25 protein-coding genes are annotated in these 24,450 nt (G+C 69.7%); 13 read left to right on the forward strand and 12 right to left on the reverse strand.

The window, feature by feature from the left end:
* The first annotated feature begins 89 nt into the window (after positions 1 to 89).
* Complete coding sequence (locus DT073_RS09060) at positions 90 to 1,688, forward strand: ABC-F family ATP-binding cassette domain-containing protein (RefSeq protein ID WP_124294441.1); 1,599 nt, start codon at positions 90 to 92, stop codon at positions 1,686 to 1,688.
* A 24-nt stretch (positions 1,689 to 1,712) separates the two neighbouring features.
* Here DT073_RS09060 and DT073_RS09065 read toward each other — a convergent pair whose 3' ends face one another.
* From DT073_RS09065 to DT073_RS09080, 4 genes are all read right to left on the reverse strand, one after another.
* The gene (locus DT073_RS09065; RefSeq protein WP_124293095.1) at positions 1,713 to 2,633 is read right to left on the reverse strand and encodes an SURF1 family cytochrome oxidase biogenesis protein; all 921 of its coding nucleotides are present in this window, start codon (positions 2,631 to 2,633) and stop codon (positions 1,713 to 1,715) included.
* On the reverse strand, positions 2,630 to 2,848 hold the full coding sequence (locus DT073_RS09070; protein ID WP_124293096.1) for a hypothetical protein: 219 nt from the start codon (positions 2,846 to 2,848) through the stop codon (positions 2,630 to 2,632). Before DT073_RS09070 ends, DT073_RS09065 begins: the two co-directional genes overlap by 4 nt.
* Complete coding sequence (locus DT073_RS09075; RefSeq protein WP_124293097.1) at positions 2,845 to 3,207, reverse strand: DUF3099 domain-containing protein; 363 nt, start codon at positions 3,205 to 3,207, stop codon at positions 2,845 to 2,847. The genes DT073_RS09070 and DT073_RS09075 overlap by 4 nt, the downstream gene beginning before the upstream one ends.
* Before the next feature lie 103 nt (positions 3,208 to 3,310).
* Positions 3,311 to 3,799 carry a DUF4190 domain-containing protein gene (locus DT073_RS09080; RefSeq protein WP_124293098.1) on the reverse strand — a complete coding sequence of 163 codons (489 nt, stop codon included), beginning with the start codon at positions 3,797 to 3,799 and terminating at the stop codon, positions 3,311 to 3,313.
* 78 nt (positions 3,800 to 3,877) lie between these two features.
* Here DT073_RS09080 and DT073_RS09085 point away from each other — a divergent pair, with 78 nt between their 5' ends.
* Positions 3,878 to 4,588: a beta-ketoacyl-ACP reductase gene (locus DT073_RS09085; RefSeq protein ID WP_124293099.1), complete on the forward strand. Its 711-nt coding sequence runs from the start codon at positions 3,878 to 3,880 to the stop codon at positions 4,586 to 4,588.
* Positions 4,589 to 4,613: 25 nt separating this feature from the next.
* Here DT073_RS09085 and DT073_RS09090 read toward each other — a convergent pair whose 3' ends face one another.
* Genes DT073_RS09090 through DT073_RS09100 form a run of 3 tightly spaced genes read right to left on the reverse strand, consistent with a single transcriptional unit; the run spans position 4,614 to position 7,281 of the window.
* On the reverse strand, positions 4,614 to 5,336 hold the full coding sequence (locus DT073_RS09090) for an alpha/beta fold hydrolase (protein ID WP_124293100.1): 723 nt from the start codon (positions 5,334 to 5,336) through the stop codon (positions 4,614 to 4,616).
* 34 nt (positions 5,337 to 5,370) lie between these two features.
* On the reverse strand, positions 5,371 to 6,009 hold the full coding sequence (gene serB, locus DT073_RS09095; protein WP_124293101.1) for a phosphoserine phosphatase SerB: 639 nt from the start codon (positions 6,007 to 6,009) through the stop codon (positions 5,371 to 5,373).
* Between the two features lie 27 nt (positions 6,010 to 6,036).
* A complete protein-coding gene (locus tag DT073_RS09100; RefSeq protein WP_124293102.1) occupies positions 6,037 to 7,281 on the reverse strand; it encodes a glucose-1-phosphate adenylyltransferase in 1,245 nt (414 codons plus the stop codon).
* Between the two features lie 77 nt (positions 7,282 to 7,358).
* Here DT073_RS09100 and glgA point away from each other — a divergent pair, with 77 nt between their 5' ends.
* The 3 genes from glgA (at position 7,359) to DT073_RS09115 (ending at position 9,748) form a co-directional block, all read left to right on the forward strand.
* Positions 7,359 to 8,564, forward strand: coding sequence for a glycogen synthase (gene glgA, locus DT073_RS09105; protein ID WP_124293103.1), 1,206 nt, complete (start codon positions 7,359 to 7,361; stop codon positions 8,562 to 8,564).
* A gap of 30 nt (positions 8,565 to 8,594) precedes the next feature.
* Complete coding sequence (locus tag DT073_RS09110) at positions 8,595 to 9,380, forward strand: ABC transporter ATP-binding protein (protein ID WP_124293104.1); 786 nt, start codon at positions 8,595 to 8,597, stop codon at positions 9,378 to 9,380.
* A 116-nt stretch (positions 9,381 to 9,496) separates the two neighbouring features.
* Positions 9,497 to 9,748, forward strand: a complete 252-nt coding sequence (locus tag DT073_RS09115) for a type B 50S ribosomal protein L31 (RefSeq protein WP_124293105.1) — start codon at positions 9,497 to 9,499, stop codon at positions 9,746 to 9,748.
* A 45-nt stretch (positions 9,749 to 9,793) separates the two neighbouring features.
* Here the strand turns inward: DT073_RS09115 and DT073_RS09120 are convergent, their stop codons facing one another.
* Positions 9,794 to 10,549 carry an exonuclease domain-containing protein gene (locus DT073_RS09120; protein WP_124293106.1) on the reverse strand — a complete coding sequence of 252 codons (756 nt, stop codon included), beginning with the start codon at positions 10,547 to 10,549 and terminating at the stop codon, positions 9,794 to 9,796.
* Positions 10,550 to 10,602: 53 nt separating this feature from the next.
* Between DT073_RS09120 and DT073_RS09125 the strand changes: the two genes are divergently transcribed.
* Positions 10,603 to 11,502 (forward strand): alpha/beta fold hydrolase, encoded by a 900-nt coding sequence (locus tag DT073_RS09125; RefSeq protein WP_442927899.1) that lies wholly within the window; start codon positions 10,603 to 10,605, stop codon positions 11,500 to 11,502.
* On the opposite strand, the gene DT073_RS09130 is transcribed toward DT073_RS09125, so the two are convergent.
* Positions 11,462 to 12,025, reverse strand: coding sequence for a CGNR zinc finger domain-containing protein (locus DT073_RS09130; RefSeq protein WP_124293107.1), 564 nt, complete (start codon positions 12,023 to 12,025; stop codon positions 11,462 to 11,464). The two genes, DT073_RS09125 and DT073_RS09130, sit on opposite strands and share 41 nt — an antisense overlap.
* 74 nt (positions 12,026 to 12,099) lie before the next feature.
* Here DT073_RS09130 and DT073_RS09135 point away from each other — a divergent pair, with 74 nt between their 5' ends.
* Positions 12,100 to 13,104, forward strand: coding sequence for an EamA family transporter (locus DT073_RS09135; RefSeq protein WP_124293108.1), 1,005 nt, complete (start codon positions 12,100 to 12,102; stop codon positions 13,102 to 13,104).
* Here the strand turns inward: DT073_RS09135 and DT073_RS09140 are convergent.
* A complete protein-coding gene (locus tag DT073_RS09140; protein WP_124293109.1) occupies positions 13,076 to 13,549 on the reverse strand; it encodes an Lrp/AsnC family transcriptional regulator in 474 nt (157 codons plus the stop codon). The genes DT073_RS09135 and DT073_RS09140 overlap by 29 nt on opposite strands.
* Before the next feature lie 162 nt (positions 13,550 to 13,711).
* On the opposite strand from DT073_RS09140, the gene pdhA reads away from it, so the two are divergent.
* From pdhA to DT073_RS09155, 3 genes are read left to right on the forward strand one after another with little or no spacing between them, the layout of a single operon-like run.
* Positions 13,712 to 14,839: a pyruvate dehydrogenase (acetyl-transferring) E1 component subunit alpha gene (gene pdhA / locus DT073_RS09145; RefSeq protein ID WP_124293110.1), complete on the forward strand. Its 1,128-nt coding sequence runs from the start codon at positions 13,712 to 13,714 to the stop codon at positions 14,837 to 14,839.
* 2 nt (positions 14,840 to 14,841) lie between these two features.
* The gene (locus DT073_RS09150) at positions 14,842 to 15,852 is read left to right on the forward strand and encodes an alpha-ketoacid dehydrogenase subunit beta (protein ID WP_124293111.1); all 1,011 of its coding nucleotides are present in this window, start codon (positions 14,842 to 14,844) and stop codon (positions 15,850 to 15,852) included.
* Entirely contained in the window at positions 15,849 to 17,246 is a 1,398-nt protein-coding gene (locus tag DT073_RS09155) for a dihydrolipoamide acetyltransferase family protein (protein ID WP_124293112.1), read from the forward strand. The genes DT073_RS09150 and DT073_RS09155 overlap by 4 nt, the downstream gene beginning before the upstream one ends.
* Before the next feature lie 15 nt (positions 17,247 to 17,261).
* On the opposite strand, the gene DT073_RS09160 is transcribed toward DT073_RS09155, so the two are convergent.
* Positions 17,262 to 19,007, reverse strand: a complete 1,746-nt coding sequence (locus DT073_RS09160) for an alkaline phosphatase family protein (RefSeq protein ID WP_124293113.1) — start codon at positions 19,005 to 19,007, stop codon at positions 17,262 to 17,264.
* Positions 19,008 to 19,026: 19 nt separating this feature from the next.
* Positions 19,027 to 19,620, reverse strand: coding sequence for an SACE_7040 family transcriptional regulator (locus DT073_RS09165; RefSeq protein ID WP_124293114.1), 594 nt, complete (start codon positions 19,618 to 19,620; stop codon positions 19,027 to 19,029).
* Positions 19,621 to 19,725: 105 nt separating this feature from the next.
* Between DT073_RS09165 and DT073_RS09170 the strand changes: the two genes are divergently transcribed.
* From DT073_RS09170 to DT073_RS09180, 3 genes are read left to right on the forward strand one after another with little or no spacing between them, the layout of a single operon-like run.
* Positions 19,726 to 21,327, forward strand: a complete 1,602-nt coding sequence (locus DT073_RS09170; RefSeq protein WP_124293115.1) for a carboxyl transferase domain-containing protein — start codon at positions 19,726 to 19,728, stop codon at positions 21,325 to 21,327.
* Entirely contained in the window at positions 21,324 to 23,297 is a 1,974-nt protein-coding gene (locus tag DT073_RS09175; protein ID WP_502697152.1) for an acetyl/propionyl/methylcrotonyl-CoA carboxylase subunit alpha, read from the forward strand. Before DT073_RS09170 ends, DT073_RS09175 begins: the two co-directional genes overlap by 4 nt.
* The gene (locus DT073_RS09180; protein ID WP_124293116.1) at positions 23,278 to 24,444 is read left to right on the forward strand and encodes an acyl-CoA dehydrogenase family protein; all 1,167 of its coding nucleotides are present in this window, start codon (positions 23,278 to 23,280) and stop codon (positions 24,442 to 24,444) included. Before DT073_RS09175 ends, DT073_RS09180 begins: the two co-directional genes overlap by 20 nt.
* Positions 24,445 to 24,450 lie beyond the last annotated feature (6 nt).

Consider the following 24,450-nt stretch of genomic DNA (forward strand, 5'->3'; position numbering starts at 1 on the left):
CCACCGGCTGAGGCGAAGCCGGTGCAGTCGTATACTGGGGAGCTGGCCACTCGGCCTCTCGCCCCCTGTTGACCGATCGGACGTTCGCCGTGCTCGCCGTACACGACCTCGAGATCCGCGTGGGCGCCCGCGTGCTGATGTCCGAGGTGTCGTTCCGGGTGTCCGGTGGCGACAAGGTCGGTCTGGTGGGCCGCAACGGTGCCGGAAAGACGACGCTCACCAAGGTCCTCGCCGGTGACCTGCTCCCGTCAAACGGCCGCGTCGACCGTTCAGGAGAGATCGGCTACCTTCCGCAGGATCCCCGTTCCGGTGACCCGGAGATGCTCGCGCGCACGCGCATCCTCGATGCACGAGGCCTCGGGACGATCGCGATCGGCATGCAGGAGTCGTCCGTGTCGATGGCCTCCGACGATCCCGACGTGGCGGCGCGCGCCATGCGTCGCTACGCCCAGCTCACTGAGCGGTTCGAAGCTCTGGGCGGGTACGCGGCAGAGGCCGAGGCCGCATCGATCGCCCACAACCTGTCGCTTCCCGACCGCATCCTCGATCAGCCGCTGAAGACCCTGTCCGGCGGTCAGCGCCGACGCATCGAGCTCGCCCGGATCCTCTTCTCGGACGCCGGCACGATGATCCTCGACGAGCCGACCAACCACCTCGACGCCGACAGCGTGGTGTGGCTGCGCGAGTTTCTCAAGGGCTACAAGGGCGGACTCATCGTGATCTCCCACGACGTGGAGCTGGTCGGTGAGACGGTGAATCGGGTGTTCTACCTCGACGCCAACCGTCAGGTCATCGACGTCTACAACATGAACTGGAAGAACTACCTCCGCCAGCGGGTGGCCGACGAGGAACGCCGGAAGAAGGAACGCGCGAACGTCGAGAAGAAGGCCACCGTGCTGCAGCAGCAGGCGGCCCGGTTCGGAGCGAAGGCCTCGAAGGCAGCCGCCGCCCACCAGATGGTCGCGCGGGCGGAGAAGATGCTGGCAGGCCTCGAGGAGGTCCGCCAGGAGGATCGGGTCGCCAAGCTCCGATTCCCCAAGCCCGCCCCGTGCGGGAAGACGCCGCTGACCGCCGCCGGCCTGTCGAAGTCCTACGGGTCGCTGGAGATCTTCACCGACGTGGACCTCGCCATCGACCGCGGCTGGAAGGTCGTCGTCCTCGGCCTCAACGGTGCCGGCAAGACGACACTGCTGCGCATCCTGGCGGGGGTGGACGCTCCCGACACCGGTCAGGTCGACCCGGGCCACGGACTGAAGATCGGCTATTACGCACAGGAGCACGAGAACCTCGATGTCTCGCGATCGGTGCTGGACAACATGATGTCGGCGGCGCCGAACATCACCGCCACCGAGGCGCGGAAAGTCCTCGGATCGTTCCTCTTCACCGGTGACGACGTGCTCAAGCCCGCCGGGGTGCTCTCGGGCGGAGAGAAGACCCGGCTGTCGCTGGCGACGCTCGTGGTCTCGAGCGCCAACGTGCTCCTCCTCGACGAGCCGACCAACAACCTCGACCCCGCTTCGCGCGAGGAGATCCTCGATGCCCTCGCGCACTACGAGGGCGCCGTCGTCCTCGTCTCGCACGACGAGGGGGCCGTTCACGCCCTGAACCCGGAGCGGGTGCTCATCCTGCCCGACGGTGTCGAGGACATCTGGGGACGCGATTACGCCGAACTGATCTCCCTGGCGTGATCCTCACCTCGCCCGCGTCGGGTCTCAGCTCCGACGATCGGAGCCGGCAGCGTCGAGCAGAGCATCCTCTTCGCTCGCGTCGGGATCGGGGCGACGCCTCCCTCGGCGCACTCGCGGGGCGACGCCGCCGCCGGCGATGACCGGCGGAAGCGTGTCGCCGGCGGAGGGGGCCTCGGTTCCGTCATCCTCCTGGTCTTCTCGCCGGTACCGGAGCTCGGTGCGGATGATGTACCCGATGAAGATGAAGCCCATGAGCGCGAAGAGGATCCATTGGATCGCGTAGGACAGGTGCGGACCGGGGTCTTCGGACGGGACCTCGAGAGCTGCCGGCGCGGGGGTGGCAGCCGGGTCCTCGCTCGACATCAACGCGTAGAGTGACGGCTGAAGGGCGTTCGCCGTGGCGGCGGGAAGACGCTCTGCGACCAGACCGATGTTGATCGTCGGCACCTGGCCCGCCGGCGCCGACCGACCCGACCGCGGCGCCGCCTCCTCCGGCCGAAGGCGAGCCTCGACCGTCACCGTTCCCTCCGGTGGTGCCGGGACGGCGTCGGGCTCGGCCTGATCGGCGCCCGGGGGCACCCATCCGCGATTGATCAGAACGACCCTGCCGTCATCCAGGCGGAACGGCACGAGGACTTCGAAAGCCGCGGTGCCACCGTGAGGTCGGTTGCGCACAAGCAGTTGTTCGTCACGGAGGTACTGCCCGACGAGCTCGACCGGACGCCATTCGTCCTCGGGGTCCAGTGCCGACCCGGCCGGGACCAGCTCTTCCAGGGGCACCGCGGTGGCGTCGTAGTTCTGCTCCACGATCCGCAGCTCGGTGGCGCGCTCGGCGTTGCGCGAGAACTGCCAGTTCGACAGGAAGGCGCACGCGATCGCGAACACCACGGCCACGAGTGCGTACCCGGTCCAGCGGACGAAGGTGGAAGATCGGGTCGCCGTCACGGTCCGCTGACCGCCCGGTCGAGAGGAGACACGTCGAGAGGGAACGAGCGTGCGGCGAGGAACTCGCGCAGATACTCGCGATGCTCGTCGCAGGCCACCCACGACTTCCAACGATCAGCGCTGTGGATGCGGGGATTGCGCCAGCGGATCAGCCACGACGCCGCGGCGCGGCATCCCGCGCGTGAGCACTGCGCCGGTGACCCGTCGGCGCTCACTCGCCCTCTCCGCGCCGCGGGGGCGGAGAGGACTCCTGAATGCGCAGAACGCGGTCGGCCGGGGCGGGCGGCGGCTCCGAAGCGACCGGCGCCGTGATCTGGCGCTCCGGGTTCTCGGAGCGAGCCACCCGATCCGTTGCGCCGACGTTGGCGAACACGACAGCCACATAGGGGAGGAAGACCGCTCCGAGCGCGAACACCCAGGTGTACCAGCCGTACGGCGTGATGAGCACCATCAGCACGAAGCACAGGACGCGCACGCCCATCATCGCGAGGTAGCGCGCCGACCGCGCGCCGGAATCGTCACGAGGTGCGCGGGGCAGCGACGTGGCGGATGGAGGCCTCGACGAGCGGTTCACGATGGGACAAGGGTACGCCGCGTGGAGGGAGGCGGCTCCGGCCGGGATCAACACTTTCTCGATCGCAAGAGATCTCGAAGGCGGCGAGATGCGACCGGCCGGCTCAGGAGAGCGTGCCGGTGGAGGCGCTGCCGATGATCAGAGGCAGGAAGGACAGGAAGAACAGCACGAACAGGAGGATGAACCCGAGGCCGACATACCCGACGATCGTGCCGGCGAGTGCGAGACCGCGGCCCTGCTCGCCGGTGCGCTTGATCTGCGAAAGCGCCATGTGGCCGGTGATCACGCCGACGAGCGATCCGATGAAGGGGAGGATGACGAACGATGCGATGGACGAGATGAGGGAGACGATCGCCAGGACATTCGTCTTCGGGCCCGCATACGCGCCGTACGGCGCGCCCGCGTACGGCGGCTGGGTTCCGTACGGGGCGGTCGCGCCGTAGGGGGACGGGCCGGGGTAGGGAGCCTGCGCGGGCGGCTGACCGTAGGCGGGCGGCTGAGCGGGCGCCGATGATCCCTGCGGAGAGCCGGGGTAGGGCGGAACCCCGGGGGTGGTCGGCTCGGTGCCCTGCGGGTTCTCGGGTGTGCTCACGGTGCGCCCTTTCTCGTGTCACTCCAGCGTTTCAGGCTGTCGTCCCGGGTGTCAAACCTGCCTGGCTAGGCTGTGAGGATGAGCAACGAACGTGTCGTCCTGGTCACCGGCGGAAACCGCGGCATCGGACGGTCCATCGCCGAGCGCTTCGTGGCCGACGGCTACCGGGTGGCCGTCACCGCCCGTTCGGGCGAGGGCCCCGACGGCGCGCTCACCGTTCGAGCAGACGTCACCGACGCCTCCTCGCTCGACGCGGCGATGACGGAGGTGGAACAGGCGCTCGGCCCCGTGACGATCGTCGTGGCGAACGCCGGGATCACCCGCGACACCCTTCTGATGCGCATGAGCGAAGACGATTTCGACAGCGTCGTCGCCACGAACCTCGGCGGGGCGTTCCGAGTGGTCAAGCGAGCGTCGAAGGGCATGATCCGCGCACGGTTCGGGCGCATCATCCTCATCTCCAGCGTGGTCGGCCTCTATGGTTCCGCGGGGCAGGTGAACTACGCGGCCTCCAAGAGCGGGCTCGTGGGGTTCGCCCGGTCGCTCACCCGTGAGCTCGGGGCGCGGGGGATCACGGCCAATGTCGTCGCACCCGGCTTCATCGAGACCGACATGACCGCCGAGCTGCCCGCCGACACCCAGGCCGAGTACAAGAAGAACATCCCCGCCGGACGCTTCGGCGACGCGACCGAGGTCGCGGGCGTCGTCGCGTGGCTGGCCTCCGATGACGCGGCCTACATCTCCGGCGCGGTGATCCCGGTCGACGGTGGACTCGGCATGGGGCACTGACCCGGTCGGTCATCCCCGCGACGGATCACCGTCCGAGCGTCTCCGCGATCGCGCGGGCGACGGCATCGGGCTTGGAGAACTGCGGCCAGTGGCCGCTCGCCTCATCGGGCGCGCGGAGTGAGACGGCGCGCAGGGGGCCGTGCGCAGCGAGGCCAGCGGCCCAGGCGGGCGGATCCTGACGGATCGCCTCGATCTGCTCGGGCGAGACGGTGTTGGTGAGGATCGTGGCCGGGATTTCGCGGCGCCGGTCGTCGGTGAGCGAGACGGGGTCGGTGGGAACCCTGCGGGGCACGACGCCGACGTGCGCCATGGCCCGGTCCCGCACGTCCGGATCGAGGTCGTCGACGTCGTCGTCGTCGAAGAAGTCCCACCCGGGGAACGGCACGGTGTCGCCGTCGATCGGGAACTCCGAGATGATGCCTCCGTCTGACGGCGGGAAGGTGTCGAGGAACACCAGGTGCGCCACCCTCGTCGGCCGGAGGTCGGCGGCGCCGTAGATCACGTTGCCGCCTCCGCTGTGACCGACCAGGACGACGGGGGCCTCCCGCCTGTCGATCTCGGCCACGACGGCATCGATCCACTCGTCGATGCCGATGTCGGCCGTTGCCGGGTCGGGAGGGGCGTCGCCACGCCGGACGCCCGGCATGGTGAGGGGGACGGGGGAGAGCCCGGCGGATCGCAGACCCGGCACCACCTCATTCCACGACGACGCGGTGAGCCAGAGTCCGGGAACCAGGAGGACGTCCATGGCCGCCACCGTACTCCCCGTGCCCGACACCTCCCTACGGCAGGAGGGGGATCACCTCGCGCAGATCCACCGGCCCGATCACGAGGTCGGCCCGTTCCCGGACGAGCGGCTTGGCGTTGAAGGCGAGGCCGAGTCCGGCGACCGACATCATCACGAGGTCGTTCGCACCGTCGCCGATCGCCAGGGTGCGCGCCCGGGGAACCCCGTGGTCACCGGCCCACGCCACGAGGGTGGCCGCCTTCCCCTCGGCGTCGACGATCGGACCGGAGACCTGCCCGGTCAGCGCGTCGTGCGCGACGGCGAGTCGGTTGGCCCGCCACAGATCCACACCGAGCGACGGCGCGATGTGGTCGAGGATCTCGTGGAAGCCGCCGGAGACGACGCCCACGATTCCGCCGCGGTCATGCACCGCGGCGATGAGCTCCACGGCCCCCGGGGTCGGCTCGACACGTGCGCGCACGCGGTCGAGTGCGCCCAGCGGGACTCCGGCCAGCGTCTCCACCCGGATGCGCAGGCTCGTGGCGAAGTCGACCTCGCCGCGCATCGCCGCCTCCGTGGCGGCGGCGACCTCCGCTCCGCGGCCGGCCTCATCAGCGATGAGTTCGATCACCTCGTTGCGGATGAGGGTCGAATCGGCGTCGAGGACGACGAGGAATCGCGCGGGCTCGCTCACCTGTCCACCGTAGCGGCGTGCCGAGGGTCACCGATCGACGAAGACTCCCTTGCCGACCACGGTGATCCCGCTGTCGGTGACGGTGAATCCCCGGGCGATGTCGCGTTCGCGGTCGACCCCCACGGTGGCGCCGTCGGCCAGGACGACGTTCTTGTCGAGGATGGCGCGATGGATCCGCGCGCCGGCACCCACCTGCACGTGGTCGAACAGGACGGCATCGGTGATCGTCGAGCCCCCCGCGGCGAGCGTCCACGGACCGACGACGCTGCGCTCGAGATGCGTCCCGGAGAGGACGGAACCGAGCGAGACGATCGAATCGATGGAGTTGCCGATCCGGCCCACCGAGTCGCGGACGAACTTCGCGGGCGGTGAGTTGACGGCCTGCGAGTGGATCGGCCACTGCATGTTGTAGAGGTTGTAGACGGGCAGCGTCGAGATCAGATCCTGGTGGGCCTCGAAGAACGAGTCGATCGTCCCGACGTCTCGCCAGTACGACCGGTCGCGATCGGTCGACCCCGGCACGTCGTTGCGGACCATGTCGTAGACCCCCGCCTCACCGCGACCGACGAAGTACGGGACGATGTCCCCGCCCATGTCGTGGTTGGAGGTCGGGATCTCGCCGTCGGCCTCGACCGCCTCGATCAGAGCGTCGGCGTCGAAGATGTAGTTGCCCATGGATGCGAGCACCTGATCGGGCGCATCGGCCAAGCCCTCGGGGTGCTGCGGCTTCTCGAGGAAGTCGCGGATGCGGCTCGGGTCGTCGGGATCGACGTCGATGACGCCGAACTGGTCGGCCAGGGAGATCGGCTGGCGGATGCCGGCCACCGTGGCCCGGGCGCCCGACTCGATGTGCGCGGCGAGCATCTGCCGGAAGTCCATGCGGTACACGTGGTCGGCGCCGATCACGATGACGATGTCGGGCTGCTCGTCGTTGATGAGGTTCAGGCTCTGCAGGATCGCATCCGCCGACCCCGAGAACCATCGCTTGCCGAGCCGCTGCTGCGCGGGCACCGAAGCGACGTAGGAGTCCAGAAGCGCCGACATCCGCCAGGTCTGTGACACGTGACGGTCGAGGCTGTGGGACTTGTACTGGGTGAGGACGACGATCTGCCGGAGCCCCGAGTTGATCAGGTTGGATATCGCGAAGTCGATGAGCCGGTACTGGCCCCCGAACGGTACGGCGGGCTTGGCGCGGTCGGCGGTCAGGGGCATGAGTCGCTTCCCCTCGCCGCCGGCGAGGATGATTCCGAAGACCTTCGGCGCTGCAGGCATGGCACCACCCTAGGCCCGGTTTCGCGCTGGTACCCAGCGACTGTCCACAGATGCCGACGTGTACTAGGTTTCGACCCATGCGCGTGGACATGATCACCAAGGAATACCCGCCGGAGATCTACGGAGGCGCCGGGGTGCACGTGACCGAACTGGTGCGGGCGCTGCGAGACGGGGGCGCCGGCTCACCGGTGGATGTGCGCGTGCGGGCTTTCGGGGCCGATCGTGACGAGGCGGACACGACTTCGTACCGCGTGCCCGCGGAGCTCGCCGGCGCCAACGCCGCCGTGCAGACACTCGGCACCGACCTCGAGATCGTGACGGATGTCGCCGGCGCCGACGTCGTGCACAGTCACACCTGGTACGCCAACTTCGCCGGCCACCTCTCCTCGCTTCTGCACGGCGTTCCGCACGTGCTCACCGCTCACAGCCTCGAGCCGCTTCGGCCGTGGAAGGCCGAGCAGCTCGGCGGGGGATATGCGGTGTCGAGCTGGGTGGAGAAGGTCGCCTACGAGCACGCTGCGGCGATCGTGGCGGTGAGCGAAGGCATGCGCGCCGATATCCTCCGCAGCTATCCCGCGGTCGACCCGGGCAAGGTGCGAGTGATCTACAACGGGATCGACACCGACTCGTGGCACCCCGTGACCGACGACCCGCTCCTGACCCGGCTGGGAGTCGACCCGGCGCGGCCGTCGGTCGTCTTCGTCGGTCGGATCACCCGGCAGAAGGGTCTGCCGTATCTTCTGCGCGCTGCGGCCCAGCTGCCGCCGGAGGTACAGCTCGTGCTGTGCGCCGGTGCTCCGGACACCCCGCAGATCATGGCGGAGGTGGAGGAGCTCGTCCGAGGCCTTCAGGAAACGCGCGACGGAGTGGTGTGGCTGGACCGGCTGCTCTCGCGCCACGAACTGTGCACGGTGCTCACCGCCGCGACCGCCTTCGTGTGCCCCTCGGTGTACGAGCCCCTCGGGATCGTGAACCTCGAGGCGATGGCGTGCGGCGCCGCTGTCGTCGGCACCGCCACGGGCGGTATCCCCGAGGTCGTCGTCGACGGGGTCACCGGTCGGCTGGTGCCGATCGAGCAGATGGACGACGGCACGGGGACGCCCCTGGACCCCGACAGGTTCGTCGACGACCTCGCCGCCGCCCTCACCGCGGTGGTCGGCGACCCCACCCGGGCCCGGGTGTGGGGGGAAGCGGGGCGACAGCGGGCGATCTCCGACTTCAGCTGGCACAGCATCGCCGCCCAGACGGCGGCTCTGTACCGGGAGGTCGCCGCGGCGCCGTGACAGTCGGTGCCCGGCCGATAGGCTGGGGTCATGCCGCAGGTGCTGGAGTTCTCCGACGTCGTCGTCCGCAGAAACGCCCGTGACATCGTCGATCACCTCGACTGGGAGGTCAGCGACGATCAGCGGTGGGTGGTGCTCGGCCCGAACGGCGCGGGGAAGACCACGGTTCTGCAGCTCGCGGACACCCTGATCCATCCGACCTCCGGTGCGGTCACGATCCTCGGCGAGCGCCTCGGTCGAACGGATGTCTTCGAGCTGCGTCCGCGCATCGGCTTCGCCTCCAGCGCCATGGCCCGTCGGATCCCCGAGGACGAGACCGTTCTCAACGTCGTCCTGACCGCGGCGTTCTCGGTGGTCGGACGTTGGCGCGAGGACTACGAGGACATCGACGAGCGCCGAGCGCTGCGCGTCCTTGCGGAGTGGCGTCTGGACGAGCTGGCCGATCGCACGTTCGGCACGCTGTCGGATGGCGAGCAGAAGCGCGTGCAGATCGCGCGCTCCATCATGACCGACCCCGAGCTGCTGCTGCTGGACGAACCGACCGCCAGCCTGGATCTGGGTGCGCGAGAGGAGCTGCTTCTGCTGCTGGGCGGGTACGCGCAGGCGCCGACCACGCCGGCGATGGTGATGGTCACGCACCACGTGGAGGAGATCCCCGTGGGCTTCACCCATGTTCTGCTGCTCCGCGAGGGGCGCGTCGTGGCAGCGGGGCCGCTCGCCGAGGCGCTGACGGGGGAGTCGCTGACCGAGACCTTCGGTACGCCGATCACGCTCCGCGAGGAGGACGGGCGCTTCACCGCCCGCGCTGCACGGTGACGACCTCGCCGTCGTGCTCGGCGGAACCCGGTTCGGTGGTCCGGGCCGACGCCTGGTAGACTCATCCGCTGGTGCTCTCGCACAACAGACTTTCCGTCGCTCCCGCAAGGATTCCCATGAAGACTGACATCCACCCCGACTACCGCGCGGTCGTGTTCCGCGACCTCGGCTCGGGCGAGACCTTCCTCACCCGTTCCACCGTCACCAGCGACAAGACGATCGAGCTCGACGGTGTCGAGTACCCCGTCATCGACGTCGAGATCTCGTCGGCCTCGCACCCGTTCTACACGGGCAAGCAGCGCATCCTCGACTCGGCCGGTCGCGTCGAGAAGTTCAACCAGCGCTTCAAGAACTTCGGCGGCCGCTGAGCCACCGCGAAGAAGCCCCCGACCGCGGTCGGGGGCTTCTTCGCGTCATCGCACCGGCCACGTGCCGTCGATCGGATCGCCGGCATCGATGCGACCGATCCTCACGAAGTACTCGGTGAGGCTGGCGGCCTGGTCGCGCGCCCACGCGATCTGCTCGACGTGGATCTGCCGAGCAGTCGGTGGGAGCAGGCCCCGATAGCGCCGGGCGAGCGCCTGCGCCACGCGTCCTGCCGCGCGCGCGTCGGCAGCCGCTTCATGCGCCTCGTCGAGGGGGACGGCATAATGCTCCGCCACCCGCATGAGGGTGCGCTTCCCCCGCCGATAGCGGTCGTAGTGGCGGTCGATGACGAGCGGATCGAAGACCGGATTCGGGTGCTCCAGCGGTACGACCCCGTGACGCAGGGCTTCGTGGTGCAGCAGCGAGAAGTCGTAGGCTGCGTTGTAGGCCACCACCGGAATGCCCGCGTCGAGGATGCCGCGAAGGCACCCGACGACCTCGGCCACGACCTCCGCCGCGGGTCGGCCCGTGGCGCGGGCCTGGGCGGTGGTGATCCCGTGCACGGCGGTCGCCGCCGGGGGGATCTCCACACCCGGATCGGCCCGCCACGATCGCCCGCAGACCGCCATCCCCGCAGCATCCAGCAACCCGACGTGCGCCGTGACGACCCTGTCGGTGCGGACATCCACACCCGTGGTCTCCAGATCGAACACACCCACGACGCGGAGCCAGGGCGGCGGATCGCCGCGGAGGGGAAGGGGAGCCGACGCAGCGGGATCGGGGGCGGAGCGAGGGATCGTCATGGCTCCGCACCGTACGCGCCGGTCCCGACATCGGCTGCCGGTTAGACTCGAGCGTGTCGATTCCGCACCCCGAGGTCCCCGCCCCGCGCGCCGTGGTACCCGAGGGGGACCGGGTCGAGATCCTGGGCGGTCGGACCGCCTACTGGACGTACGGGCCTGCCGACGCCGCGGTCACCGTGCTCGCCGTGCACGGGTTCCGCGGCGACCACCATGGGCTGGCCGCCATCATCGGTCTTCTGCCCGACATGCGCGTGATCGTCCCCGACCTCCCCGGTTTCGGAGACTCGACCCCGCTTCCCGGGCGCCGACACGACATCGACGCCTACCGTGCCTGGCTCACCGAGCTCCACGCGACCCTCGCCCCGGAGGCGGTGATCCTGGGACACTCGTTCGGCTCGATCGTGGCGTCGGCGGCGGTGGCCGGAGGGCTCCCGACATCACGGCTCATCCTCATCAACCCCATCGGCGCGCCGGCGCTGGAGGGTCCCCGGGGCCTCCTCACCCGTCTCGCGGTGCTGTACTACCGGATGGGCGCCCGCTTGCCGCGGCCGGCAGGGGAGTGGGTGCTTCGGCAGCGAGCGATCGTCCGCGGGATGAGTGTGGCGATGGCCAAGACGCGCCGTCGAGATCTGCGCCGTTACATCCACGACCAGCATGATCGCTACTTCTCGCGCTTCGCCGACCGCGACGTCCTCCGTGAGGCGTTCGAAACCTCGGTCGGCAACGACGTGCGGGGTTTCGCGCCCGAGATCGCGCAGCCGACGCTCCTCATCGTCGCCGAGCGCGACGACATCACGCCCCTCGCCGCGCAGCGCCGGCTGCAGACGCTGTTCCCCCGGGCGGAGCTCGTGGAGATCCCCGAGGTGGGGCATCTGATCCACTACGAGACGCCCGGGCCCGCAGCTGCGGCCATCACTCGCTTTCTTGCGCCTTCCGCTGCCGATACGCGTTGACGTTCATCCGGTTCCCGCAGTTGCCGGTGTCGCAGTAGCGCTTGGACTTGTTCTTGGAGAAATCGACGTAGACGCCGTCGCAGTCATCGGCGGCGCACCGTCGCACGCGGTCGTACTCGTCGGCGCGGATGACATCCACGAAGGCCATGGCGGCTTCGACCAGCACCCGCGTCGCCAGGGGGGCATCGTCAGACGTGGCGTGGATGTGCCAGTCCATTCCGTCATGCTTCATCAGGCGGGGGAGGGCGTGTCCGCGTCGCAGCATCTCGTTGACCAGGGGCACCGCTCCGTCGCGGTCGACGTCCCACAGCCCCTGCAGCGGTCGGCGCACTCCGCGCAGCGCCGAGAGTTCGGCGTCATCGCGACGGATGGCGCCGGTGTACGGGTTGATCCGCAGGTATTCGTCGAACTGCTCGAGGGTCGCGAGGGTGTCCACGGCGTCCTCACCGCCCACCCCCGGGAGGGTGTTGACCAGATACGCCGCCGCACGGAGATTGCTCTCGGTGTCATGAATGAACACCATGTTGACTCCTGACATTCGCCGACGCTAGTGTCACCAGTGTACGCATGCTTGACTCCTGACAGACGGATGACCCGATGACCGCGACCGCGCCGCTTCCCGTGCTCTCCCTCGCCGTTCCCGCGGCAGCGTCGCGCGCAGCCACCACGGGCTTGGTGATGGCCCTGGCCTCGGCATTGGCGTTCTCCTCGAGCGGGCCGTTCATGAAGCCGCTGCTGGAGGCCGGATGGTCGCTCGGAGCCGCGCTCCTGGTGCGGATGGGCGTCGCCGCCCTCGTGCTCTCTCCGGCGCTCGTAGTGGCGATTCGTCGCCAGCGCGGATTCATCCGACGTCACTGGCACCTCATCGTCGCCTTCGGGCTCATGCCGGTGCTCGGATGTCAGCTGCTCTTCTTCTCCGCGATGCAGCGGATGCCGGTGGCGGTGGCACTGCTCATCCAGTACCTCGCACCGGTGATCCTCGTCGTCGCGGTCTGGATCCGCACCCGCCGGCGCCCGTCGGTCCTCGTCCTCGCGGGGTCGGTGGTGGCGGTCCTGGGCCTGGTGCTCGTCGTCGACGTCTCCGGCGCGGCATTCGACCCGATCGGCGTGCTGTTCGCGCTCGGCGCGGCGGTGTGCGTCTGCGCGTACTTCGTCATCGCCGAGCGCGCCGGAGACGATCTGCCGCCCCTCGCACTCGCCGCCGCCGGACTGCTCTTCGGCAGCCTGGTGATGGCGGCGCTGTGCGCGACCGGCATCCTGCCGTTCCGCGCCGTCGCCGTGACGGTGACGCTGGCAGGCGCGGAGGTGGCGTGGTGGCTGCCGCTGCTGTGGGTGGCCGCGGTGGCGACCACGGTCGGATACGGTCTCGGGGTGATGGCCGTGCCGCGGATCGGCTCCCGCGTAGGGTCCTTCGTCGGACTCTCCGAGGTGCTCTTCGCGCTGGCCTTCGCCTGGATCTTCCTCTCGGAGATCCCCGCTGCCGTCCAGTTCGTCGGCGGAGCGCTCATCCTCGTCGGTGTGATCCTCGTCCGCCTCGACGCGGCGTCCTCGGTCGATGCGCGCGGCGCAGGGGCTACGAGTCCCGTCGTGCCTGCTCCATGAGCGGCCGCACGCGGTAGCCGATGACCTCCCCCATGACCAGGGAGGTCTCGGTGCGCTCGACGCCTTCGATGGCGAGGATCCGGGCGTCGGTGTCGAAGAGGTGCTGAGTGTCCCGACAGGCGACGCGCACCAGCAGATCGACCTGGCCGCTCAGACCGTGGACCTGCACGATCTCGGGCACGCGTCCGAGCTCGGCGGTGATGCGGGGGAGGTCGGCCTGTCGCACCGTGACGCTGAGGAACGCCTCGATCGGGAACCCCAGGGCCTCCGGCGAGATCGCGCGTTCGTACGACAGGAACACGCCGGCCCGCTCGAGCCGCGACATCCGTGCCTGGACCGTGTTGCGCGACAGGCCCAGTCGCTCCGCCAGGGCGACGACCGTGGCGCGCGGATCGTCCGAGAGGGCGGCGAGAAGCTCGAGATCGACATGATCGAGAGTGCTCATACTGCGAAAGATTAGCAGGCTCAATCATCCCGATCTGCGCATGTTGCTCAATCATCGTGAAGATGCTTGAGCTAGGTGACAGAACGGGTAGCCTCGGGCTTGTCGGCGACGCTGCCGGCGACTCACGCGCGGCGCTTCACGAGAGCTTCGCCTCGAGGAGGGATGACAACGGTGCACACCCTGAACCCGATGGCCGATCTGGCCACCGATGTGGACGACGTCGCTCGTCTGCTGACCCCCGCCGGCGAACGCGTCGTCGATCCCGATCTGCAGCAGTGGATCGAGGATGTCGACATCGCCGCCATCCAGCGGCTCTACCGCGACATGGTGCTGCTGCGCCGCATCGACGCGGAGGGCGTGGCTCTCCAGCGGCAGGGGCAGGTGGGGCTGTGGCCGCCGTGCCAGGGTCAGGAGGCGACGCAGATCGGCACCGCCCGCGCGCTGCGTGCGGACGACTTCGCCTTCCCGAGCTATCGCGAGACCGGCGTCGTGTACGCGCGGGGCGGCAAGCCATCCGACTACGTCCTCGCCTGGCGCGGCGAGGGCCACTCCACCTACAACCCCTACGAGCTGCACACGGCGACCCAGCAGATCATCATCGGCGCCCAGTCGCTCCATGCGGTCGGCTACGCGATGGGCGTCCAGCGCGACGGCGGCGACCAGGTGGCCGCGGCCTACTTCGGGGACGGCGCGACCAGCCAGGGCGACGTCAACGAGGCGATGGTGTTCGCCTCCTCGTTCGGTGCGCCGGTGGTCTTCGTCTGCACGAACAACCAGTGGGCCATCTCCGAGCCGGTCAGCGTCCAGGCGCGGTTCCCGATCGCGGGGCGCGCGCCCGGGTTCGGCATCCCCAGTATGCGCGTGGACGGCAATGACGTGCTGGCCTGCCTCGCCGCGATGCGGTGGGCGATCGACCACGCCCGGAAGGGCCGGGGCCCGGCGTTCCTCGAGGCCGTCACCTATCGCATGGGTCCGCACACCACCTCGGACGACCCCACACGCTACCGCGACAAGGAGGAGGTCGAGATCTGGCGTCGCCGCGATCCGATCGACCGGGTGGAGGCATTGCTGCGTGCCGAGGACGCATTCGACGACGGCTTCGTCGCCGAGGTCGCCGCTGACGCCGACGCGCTCGCCGCCGAGGTGCGCCAGGCCGCGATGGGGGCGGTGACCCGACCGCCGCTGTCGATCTTCGACGACGTCTACGCCGAGCCGCACTCCGGCATCGACGAGCAGCGTGCCGCATATGCCGCGTACCTCGACGGCTTCGCCGCGACGCAGGAGGGCTGATCATGGTCCAGTTGACGATGGCCAAGGCGATCAACGAGGGTCTGCGGCGTGCGATGGCGGATGACCCCAAGGTGCTGGTGATGGGGGAGGACATCGGCAAGCTGGGCGGTGTCTTCCGAGTCACCGACCGCCTCCAGGAGGAGTTCGGCGCCACGCGCGTCATCGACACGCCGCTGGCGGAGTCGGGCATCGTCGGCACCGCGGTGGGCCTCGCCCTCCGGGGCTTCCGGCCGGTGGTCGAGATCCAGTTCGACGGCTTCGTGTATCCCGCCTTCGACCAGATCGTCTGCCAGGTCGCCAAGCTCCACTACCGCACCCGCGGCAATGTCCGGATGCCGCTGACGATCCGCATCCCGTGGGCGGGGGGTGTCGGGGCGGCCGAGCATCACTCCGAGTCGCCGGAGGCGTACTTCGTCCACACGTCGGGCCTGCGCGTCGTGGCGGTGTCCAATCCGCAGGATGCGTACGTCATGCTGCGCCAGGCGATCGCCTCGGATGACCCGGTGGTCTACTTCGAGCCCAAGCGGCTGTACCACACCAAGGCAGAGGTCCACCTCGACGTCGATCCCGCCGATGCTCCGCCGATGGGTCTTGCCCGCGTCGCCCGGGAGGGCACCGACGTCACCGTACTGACCTATGGCGCTCAGGTGATCACTGCCTTGGACGCCGCACTGGCCGCCGAGGAGGACGGCATCTCCCTCGAGGTCATCGACCTGCGCTCGCTGTCGCCGGTGGACTACCGGACGATCGGCGCGTCGGTGCGCAAGACCGGTCGCGTCGTGGTCACCCATGAGGCCGCTCGCGAGGCGGGAGTGGGTGCCGAGCTGGTCGCCAGTGTCACCGAGCGGTGCTTCCACTACCTGGAGACGCCTCCCGTCCGGGTGACGGGACATGACATCCCCTACCCGCCCGCGAAGCTCGAGAAGCACCACGTTCCCGATCTCGACCGCGTCCTCGATGCCGTCGACCGGGTCCTCGACCGTCCGAACAGTCTGACGGGGGTGGAACTGTGATCCAGGAGTTCCGCCTCCCCGATCTCGGCGAGGGGCTGCCCGAGGCCGAGCTCGTACAGTGGCTCGTCGCCGAGGGTGACCGCGTCGCGCTGAATCAGACCATCGCCGAGGTCGAGACGGCCAAGGCCGTCGTGGAACTGCCGTCGCCGCACGCCGGGGTCGTGCAGGCCCTGCATGCCGCCGCGGGAGACGTCGTGGAGGTCGGCTCGCCGCTGATCTCCTTCGAGGTCGGTGCCGAGGCCTCCGCGCGCCCAGCGACCCCGGACGCGTCATCGCCGGCGACCGCCGAGCCCACTCCCCGTCCGGCCACCGCCGTCGACGCACCGGCCGACGACGCAGCCGGACCGAACCTCGTCGGCTACGGCGCCGCGCCGCGGAGCGGGAACCGCCCGCGGCGTCGAGCGCGGACCACCGCGTCTACGCCTCGCACGACGGCGAGCGACACCGCAGTCCTCGCTGTCGCGCCGCACGATGACATCCGCCTCGTGGAGGCGATCGAGTCGGTGCAGGAACGGCCGAGGTCGACCCCGCCGGTCCGCAAGCTCGCCAAAGACCTGGGCGTCGACATCGCACTCGTGAGGGGGACGGGTCAGGACGGTCTGATCACCCGTGACGACGTCCGCGGCTACGCCGACACGACGGCCCGCGCCGATCAGCCGGTGGGATCCGTGCGGACGCACGACACCGCGGAGATCGGTGAGACCCGGATCCCGATCCGAGGCGTGCGCAAGCACACCGCCGAGGCGATGGTGCGCAGCGCCTTCACGGCGCCGCACGTCACCGTGTTCCTCACCGTCGATGTCACCGAGACGACCGAGCTCGTCGCCTCCCTGCGCGCGGACCGGTCGCTCGCCGACCACCGCATCGGCGTCCTCGCCGTAGCGGCCAAAGCCGTCTGCCTCGCCCTGCGTCACCATCCGACGCTGAACTCGCGGTGGGACGGCGAGAGCGGTGAGATCGTGCAGTATCACGGTGTGCACCTCGGGATCGCGGCCGCGACCGAGCGCGGTCTCGTCGTGCCGAACATCCGCGATGCCGACCGGATGACCCTCCCCGCTCTCGCCGACGCGATCCGCGACCTCGCGACCACGGCCCGTGCCGGGAAGACCTCGCCCGAGGCGATGCGCGGGGGGACCTTCTCCATCACCAACGTCGGTGTGTTCGGCGTGGATGCGGGGACACCGATCATCAATCCCGGCGAAGCCGCCATCCTCGCCATCGGGGCGGCGCGATCTCAGCCCTGGGAGTATCGCGGCCAGATCGCACTGCGCGACGTGGTCACCCTCGCACTGTCCTTCGATCATCGTCTCGTCGACGGCGAGCAGGGGTCGAGGTTCCTCGCCGACGTGGGGGCGGTGCTGCGGGAACCCGGGCGCGCAATGCTGCTCGGATGATGAACGCGGGGACCGTCACGCCTGCGTGAACAGGCCCTTGCCACGGCGACGCAGATAGTCGTAAGCCTCGGCGTACGTCTGCGGTTCTCCCCGGGATCCCTCGCCGTATCGCGCCTGCAGGAGGCCGAGCAGCCCGCGGCCGGGCGGGCTCAGGGGCTTGTCCCGGTGCGGCGACGACGTCACGTCGATCGGCTCGTCGGCCTGCGGGTTGGGCGGGTGGTACATGGGGTGGACCGTCGGCCAGGTGGCGGGATGGCGGGGCCTGCTGAGGTTCAGCACCGAGAACAGCGTGTTCGCCCCGGCATCCCGACGATTGAGGGGCTGGAGCCCGTGACGGCGGGCGACGGTCGCGATCACCGAACCGTGGTGCATCTCGTCGTTGATGACGGTTCCGGCGCGGGTGTATGCCGAGACCGCGATCGCGGGAACGCGCCCGCCCAGCCTGTCGAAGGCGAAGCCCATCTCTCCCGGCGCGGCGCCCTCCACCGGTGGCACCGCCCGCGGCGGCGGCACATGGTCGTAGGTGCCGCCATGCTCATCGAAGGTGATGAGGAGGAGGGTGTTCATGGCGTTCGACCCCGTGGCGCTGGAGCTCGCGCGGATGGCGTCGTAGATGCTCGCCACCAGCTTCTCGCCGGCGCGGACGTCGGAGACCGCCGAATCGATGACCAAGCGGCCATCGACCTCGCTCGAGCGGTAGACCCCGAAGGGGGGATGGAAGTCGTTGTGGTTGTAGGCCAGGCGCGGTTCGATGAAGGCGTAGGCGGGGAGGGTGCCGTTCTCGACGTCGCGGTAGAACTCCGGCATGAAGGCGAAGTGGTCGGTGCGCCAGTACTTCTCCAGGACCGGGGCGTGAAGCACGCCGGTCAGTGAGACCAGCTGCATCTCATCGAAGTAGATCTTCCACGACAGCCCCGCGTCCTCGAGCCGATTGAAGATGGTCGGGGTCTCTGGGGCGTTCAGCCACTTCTCGTACCCGCCGCCGTGCTTGTTCGTCACGAAGCCGTGGGAGGTCGAGGCGTGGAAGAACGAGCGATTGCAGTAGGTCTGAGACGGCACGCCCGCGAACCAGGCGTCGAAGACGGCGAACTCCCGAGCGAGGGTCGACAGGACCGGGAGCTGCTCGGGTGAGAAGCCCCCCATGATCTGCGATGCCTCCGCGAGCGTCGGCTCGGTGCCTCGGCGCAGCCGGGTGAAGTTGTTCCAATAGTCCTGGAGGAAGCCGTCCATCGTCGGTGCGGTCCCGGGCGGGGGAGCGTTGAACGGCGGACTCATCTGCCCCACCTGCGCCGTGGCGTTGCCTGCCGGGTCGACGCGGCCGAACAGCTGGGTGTTGACGTGCGGGAACTCCTCGCCCGGGTCGGGGTTGGGAAGACCCATCACGACGTCGGTCGCTCCGGAGTACACGTGCGCGCCGACGCGGTCGCCGTGCGGCGAGAGGTTCGCGTAGTCGCCGAAGGCGAGTCCGTCGAACCTCGTGCGCTCGGGGAGGGTCTCGGGGGTGTACAGCCATCCGAGCATGTTGTCGAACGACCGGTTCTCGCCCATGAACACCACGATGTGATCGAAGCCGGGCTCGGAGCGCGCCGCCAGGGCCGGGAGCTCCTGCGCCCCCTCTCGCACGCCGGCGGCGTGACCGACCACGGCGCCGCCGGCGGCGCCGGTGGCTCCGCCCACGGCGAAGCCCGCCGCCGCCAGGCCGCCGACCTTCAGAAAGTCACGGCGGGACGTTGAGGCCTCTTGCTCGGGGTTCTCTCGCATCGTGGAGCGAGGATACCGCTCAGACGCCCAATGCGGCTCCTGCCATGTCGGTCAGGATTCCGCGGACGTGCGCCTGGTCGGGCGCGCCCTGACCCGTGCGGATGCTGTGGGGAGTGGAGTTGATCAGACCGAAGCACGCGTAGGCCCGCACCCGGAGGTCCTGGTCGCTGCGATCCGGGTGCACGGCCGCGAGGACGCCGACCCACATCTCCACGTATTCGCGCTGCAGACGGCGCACCGTCCGACGATCCTCGTCGCCGAGGTTCGCCAGGTCGCGGTCCTGGACGCGGATGACATCAGCATCGGTCAGGGCGAAGTCGACGTGGAAGGCCACAAGCTGCGTGAGGCGCGCGTCGGCGTCATCCGTCCGCTCGAGCACAGCTCGTCCGCCGTCGCGCAGTCGTTCGCTCACGCCGATGAGGATCGCTCCGAGCAGCGCCTGCTTGTTGGCGAAATGGCGGTAGATCGCCGGTCCACTCACGCCGACCGCCGCACCGAGGTCCTCGAGGCTGACGCCGGTGAACCCCCGCTCGGCGAACAGGCGTGCCGCCTCGGCGAGGAGAGCGGAGTGCCGGTCCGCCTTGGCCCGATCGCGACCCGTGATGCTTGCCATTTCAGTTAATCCCCGCTAACGTGAAAGCTCGGTTAACGCACACTAACCGTCCTCGGCGCGCCGCGACAACGGGCGTGACCGGATCGTGACGTCGACGGAGATGACATGGCCAGGCTCACCACCGTGCGTCGGGATGACGACTTCCGACGTTCCGACGCGGCCCAGCGCGGCCTCGCCGACGACCTTCGCCGCCGGCTGGCCGCAGCCGCGCTCGGTGGACCTGCCGCGTCGCGGGAGCGCCACGTCGCCCGGGGAAAGCTCCTGCCCCGAGACCGCGTCGACCGCCTGCTCGATCCGGGCAGCCCCTTCCTCGAGATCGCCCCGCTGGCCGCCGACGGCCTGTACGGCGGGGAGGCTCCCGCGGCCGGAGTCGTCGCCGGTATCGGGCTCGTGCACGGACGGCACGTCATGGTCGTCTGCAACGACGCCACGGTGAAGGGCGGGACCTACTTCCCGCTCACCGTGAAGAAGCACCTTCGCGCCCAGGAGATCGCCCTGGAGAACCGCCTCCCGTGCGTCTACCTGGTCGATTCGGGCGGTGCCTTCCTGCCGATGCAGGACGAGGTCTTCCCCGACCGCGACCACTTCGGACGCATCTTCTTCAACCAGGCCCGGCTCTCGGCCGCAGGGATCCCGCAGATCGCAGCCGTGATGGGGTCGTGCACGGCGGGCGGGGCCTACGTGCCGGCGATGAGCGACGAGACCGTCATCGTGCGGGGCCAGGGGACGATCTTCCTCGGCGGACCGCCGCTGGTGAAGGCCGCGATCGGTGAGATCGTCACTCCGGAAGAGCTCGGGGGCGGGGAGTTGCACGCCCGTCGGTCGGGCGTCGTCGATCACCTCGCCGATGACGACGAGCATGCGCTGGAGATCGTCCGCGACATCGTCGCCACCCTCCCCGCCGAGCCGGATCCGATCTGGCAGGTCGAATCCGCGGTTCCGCCGCGCGCCGATCCGGCCGAGCTCTACGGGGTCGTGCCCGTGGACGTCAATCAGCCTTACGACGTGCGCGAGGTGATCGCGCGACTGGTCGACGACAGCGATTTCCATGAGTTCAAGCGCGAGTACGGCGACACCCTCGTCACCGGATTCGCGCGGATCCACGGGCATCAGGTGGGCATCGTCGCCAACAACGGAGTGCTCTTCTCGGAGTCGGCTCAGAAGGGCGCGCATTTCATCGAGCTCTGCGATCAGCGCGAGACCCCGCTGCTGTTCCTGCAGAACATCACCGGGTTCATGGTGGGGCGCGATGCCGAGGCCGGCGGAATCGCCAAGGACGGGGCGAAGATGGTCACCGCCGTGGCCACCACACGCGTTCCCAAGCTCACCGTCATCATCGGCGGATCCTTCGGGGCGGGGAACTACTCCATGTGCGGTCGCGCCTACTCGCCCCGCTTCCTCTGGAGCTGGCCGGCGAGCCGGATCTCGGTCATGGGCGGGCCCCAGGCCGCCGCGGTGCTCGGCACGGTGAAACGGGATCAGCTCGAATCTCGAGGCCAGGACTGGAAGCCCGCCGACCAGGAGGCGTTCGAAGCGCCGATCCGCGCCCGCTACGACGAGCAAGGAAGCCCCTACTACGCCACGGCCCGACTCTGGGACGACGGCGTCATCGACCCCGCCGACACCCGCGACATCCTGGGTCTTGCCCTCGACGTCGTCAGTCGCACGCCGCTGCCCACGCCGCAGTTCGGCGTCTTCCGGATGTGATCCCCGTGACCCCCGACCACCCCGCTCCGATCTTCGAGACCGTCCTCGTCGCCAACCGCGGCGAGATCGCCCGTCGCGTCATCCGCACCCTCCGCGCGCTCGGAATCCGCGCCGTCGCCGTCTACAGCGACGCCGACGCCGACGCCCCGCACGTCCGCGAGGCCGACGACGCGGTGCGGATCGGTCCGGCGGCCGCTTCGGCGTCGTATCTCGACATCGCCGCCGTCATCGACGCCGCCCATCGGTCGGGCGCGGAGGCGATCCACCCGGGCTACGGCTTCCTCTCGGAGAATGTCGCCTTCGCGCGGGCGTGCGCCGAAGCCGGCATCGTCTTCATCGGCCCGGGCGAGAGGGCGCTGGAGGTCATGGGCGACAAGATCCGGGCGAAGGAGCACGTCGCCGGCTTCGGTGTTCCGACCGTTCCCGGCTTCTCGGCCGCGGGGATGGATGACGCCGGGATCGCCCGGTCGGCGAACGAGATCGGATTCCCCCTGCTGGTGAAGCCGTCCGCGGGCGGGGGCGGCAAAGGCATGCAGATCGTGCGTGACGCGGGCGACCTCTCCGCGGCCGTGGAGAGCGCCCGGCGCGTGGCGCGCGCGGCGTTCGGCGACGACACGCTGCTCCTCGAGCGGCTCCTCGAGAGCCCACGCCACATCGAGGTGCAGGTGCTCGCCGACGATCACGGCCACGTGATTCATCTGGGTGAGCGCGAATGCACCCTGCAGCGTCGTCATCAGAAGGTCATCGAGGAGGCGCCTTCCCCGGCGATCGACGCCATGACGCGGGAGCGTCTCGGGCGGGCGGCCTGTGCCGCCGCGGCGAGCGTCGACTATCGGGGCGCGGGAACGGTGGAGTTCCTCGTCGCCGCGGCCCGCCCTGAGGAGTTCTTCTTCATCGAGATGAACACCCGGCTTCAGGTCGAGCACCCCGTCACCGAAGAGGTCACCGGTATCGACCTCGTCGCCGAGCAGGTGCGCATCGCCGCCGGGCTTCCTCTGTCCGTCGCGCAGGAAGATGTGCGCATGCGGGGTCACGCCATCGAGGCGCGCGTCTACGCCGAGAGTCCGGAGCGGGGGTTCGTGCCGTCGGTGGGGAAGATCCTCGCGTGGCGGCCCGCTCCGGGGATCCGCACCGACGCGGCGATCGGCACCGGATCGATCGTGACCGCCGACTACGATCCGATGATCGCGAAGGTGATCGCCCACGCCGCCGACCGGGCGGCGGCCCTGCGCGCTCTGGATGAGGCACTGGCAGCGACCGTGATCGCCGGCGTCGAGACGAATGTGGCGTTCCTGCGGACCCTGCTCGCCCGCGAGGACGTGCAGTCGGGCGAGCTCGACACCGGCATCATCGACCGGATGCCGGCGCCCGAGCCCTCCGCCCCGGACGACGTCGAGCTCGTGGCCGCAGCCGCGCTAGGGGAGGCGGCACGAGGTGATGGCCCGGCAATGGATTCCCGATCCGGCGCCGGGCCGGTGTGGCGAAGCCTTCGCGGATGGCGCGGCGGGCGGGCGCCGGTGGCCGAGACCGTGTCCTTCGTCGTGGACGGCATCGGTGTCATGTCGGCGCCGCGGACGGACGCGCCACAGTCGGCGGAGGTGGTCGTCGCGCGCGACGAGGACGGCGCGGTGTGGACCTGGCGGAACGGGGCCACGCATCGGCTGATTCCCATCGATCGGCGGGAGGCGATGATGCGTCGCCTGGCCGCGCACTCGCGTCGAACCGCTTCCTCGGCCCCGCAGGTGCGGGCGCCGATGCCGGGGACGGTGGTCGCCGTGCACGTCGCGGACGGCGCGAGGGTGACCGCGGGTGACCGCCTCGTGAGCATCGAAGCAATGAAGATGGAGCACATCGTGATCGCGCCCCACGACGGCGCGGTCCGGATCCACGTCGCCATCGGCGACCAGGTGAACCGCGACCAGATCGTCGCGGAGGTCGAGGAGGACCAGGATGACCATTCCGCTCAGTGAGTACGCGCTGGAGGAGACCGAGCTCGAACTGGCGCAGCTCGTGCGCCAGTTCGCCGACGAGGTCGTCGCGCCGGTCTCGTACGAAGCCGACCGCACCCACACGCTGCCGCTGGACGTGGTGGCGCAGATGGGGGAGATGGGGCTGTTCGGACTCCCCTTCCCCGAAGAGGTCGGCGGACAGGGCGGGGACTACGTCGCGCTGTGCCTGGCGATCGAGGCGCTCGCCCGCGTCGATCAGTCGATCGCCATCACGCTGGAGGCCGGGGTGAGTCTCGGAGCGATGCCGATCCACCGCTTCGGCACCGACGCGCAGCGCGAGGAGTACCTCCCCGACCTCCTGGCCGGTCGCGCACTCGCCGGGTTCGGTCTGACCGAACCCGAGGCGGGCTCGGATGCCGGAGCCACCCGCACGACCGCCCGCCGTGACGGCGAGGAGTGGGTGATCAACGGGTCGAAGCAGTTCATCACCAACTCCGGCACAGACATCACCCGCTTCGTCACGGTCACCGCCGTCACCGGCGAGGCCGGCGGGCGCAAGCAGATCTCCACGATCATCGTCCCCAACGGCACCCCGGGATTCACCGTCGAGCCGGGGTACGACAAGGTGGGGTGGCGCGCGTCGGACACCCACCCGCTCACGTTCACCGACGCACGGGTCCCCGCCTCGCACCTCCTCGGCGAGGAGGGGCGAGGCTTCGCCAATTTCCTCCACATCCTCGACGAGGGCCGCATCGCCATCGCCGCGCTTTCGACCGGCGCGGCCGAGGGGTGTCTGGAGGCCGCAGTGGAATACGCCCGGTCGCGCACCGTCTTCGCCGCACCGCTGGCGAGCCGGCAGGGAATCCAGTTCATGCTCGCCCGGATGCAGGCGCGCGTGCACAACGCTCGTCTGGCCTGGTTGCACGCAGCCCGGCTGCGGGACGCCGGGAAGCCGTTCAAGACCGCGGCCGCCATTGCGAAGGTCACCGCGAGCGACGCGGCGATGGACAACGCCCGCGACGCGACGCAGATCTTCGGCGGCAACGGGTTCATGAACGAGTACCCCGTGGCGCGCCATTACCGCGACTCCAAGATCCTCGAGGTCGGCGAGGGCACCACCGAGGTGCAGCTGCTGGTCATCTCGCGGGCGCTGGGACTCGGCGGGTAGCGTGGG

Origin of the sequence: Microbacterium sp. ABRD28, from assembly GCF_003850245.1 — a bacterium.
GTDB lineage: Bacteria > Actinomycetota > Actinomycetes > Actinomycetales > Microbacteriaceae > Microbacterium.

Bases quoted from the DNA above. Each gene is read 5' to 3' on its own strand.
- DT073_RS09085 (WP_124293099.1), top strand. From the start codon at position 3,878: ATGAGCAACGAACGTGTCGTCCTGGTCACCGGCGGAAACCGCGGCATC.
- DT073_RS09090 (WP_124293100.1), bottom strand. From the start codon at position 5,336: ATGGACGTCCTCCTGGTTCCCGGACTCTGGCTCACCGCGTCGTCGTGG.
- DT073_RS09100 (WP_124293102.1), bottom strand. From the start codon at position 7,281: ATGCCTGCAGCGCCGAAGGTCTTCGGAATCATCCTCGCCGGCGGCGAG.
- glgA (WP_124293103.1), top strand. From the start codon at position 7,359: ATGCGCGTGGACATGATCACCAAGGAATACCCGCCGGAGATCTACGGA.
- DT073_RS09110 (WP_124293104.1), top strand. From the start codon at position 8,595: ATGCCGCAGGTGCTGGAGTTCTCCGACGTCGTCGTCCGCAGAAACGCC.
- DT073_RS09115 (WP_124293105.1), top strand. From the start codon at position 9,497: ATGAAGACTGACATCCACCCCGACTACCGCGCGGTCGTGTTCCGCGAC.
- DT073_RS09120 (WP_124293106.1), bottom strand. From the start codon at position 10,549: ATGACGATCCCTCGCTCCGCCCCCGATCCCGCTGCGTCGGCTCCCCTT.
- DT073_RS09130 (WP_124293107.1), bottom strand. From the start codon at position 12,025: ATGGTGTTCATTCATGACACCGAGAGCAATCTCCGTGCGGCGGCGTAT.
- DT073_RS09135 (WP_124293108.1), top strand. From the start codon at position 12,100: ATGACCGCGACCGCGCCGCTTCCCGTGCTCTCCCTCGCCGTTCCCGCG.
- DT073_RS09140 (WP_124293109.1), bottom strand. From the start codon at position 13,549: ATGAGCACTCTCGATCATGTCGATCTCGAGCTTCTCGCCGCCCTCTCG.
- pdhA (WP_124293110.1), top strand. From the start codon at position 13,712: ATGACAACGGTGCACACCCTGAACCCGATGGCCGATCTGGCCACCGAT.
- DT073_RS09150 (WP_124293111.1), top strand. From the start codon at position 14,842: ATGGTCCAGTTGACGATGGCCAAGGCGATCAACGAGGGTCTGCGGCGT.
- DT073_RS09160 (WP_124293113.1), bottom strand. From the start codon at position 19,007: ATGCGAGAGAACCCCGAGCAAGAGGCCTCAACGTCCCGCCGTGACTTT.
- DT073_RS09165 (WP_124293114.1), bottom strand. From the start codon at position 19,620: ATGGCAAGCATCACGGGTCGCGATCGGGCCAAGGCGGACCGGCACTCC.
- DT073_RS09170 (WP_124293115.1), top strand. From the start codon at position 19,726: ATGGCCAGGCTCACCACCGTGCGTCGGGATGACGACTTCCGACGTTCC.
- DT073_RS09180 (WP_124293116.1), top strand. From the start codon at position 23,278: ATGACCATTCCGCTCAGTGAGTACGCGCTGGAGGAGACCGAGCTCGAA.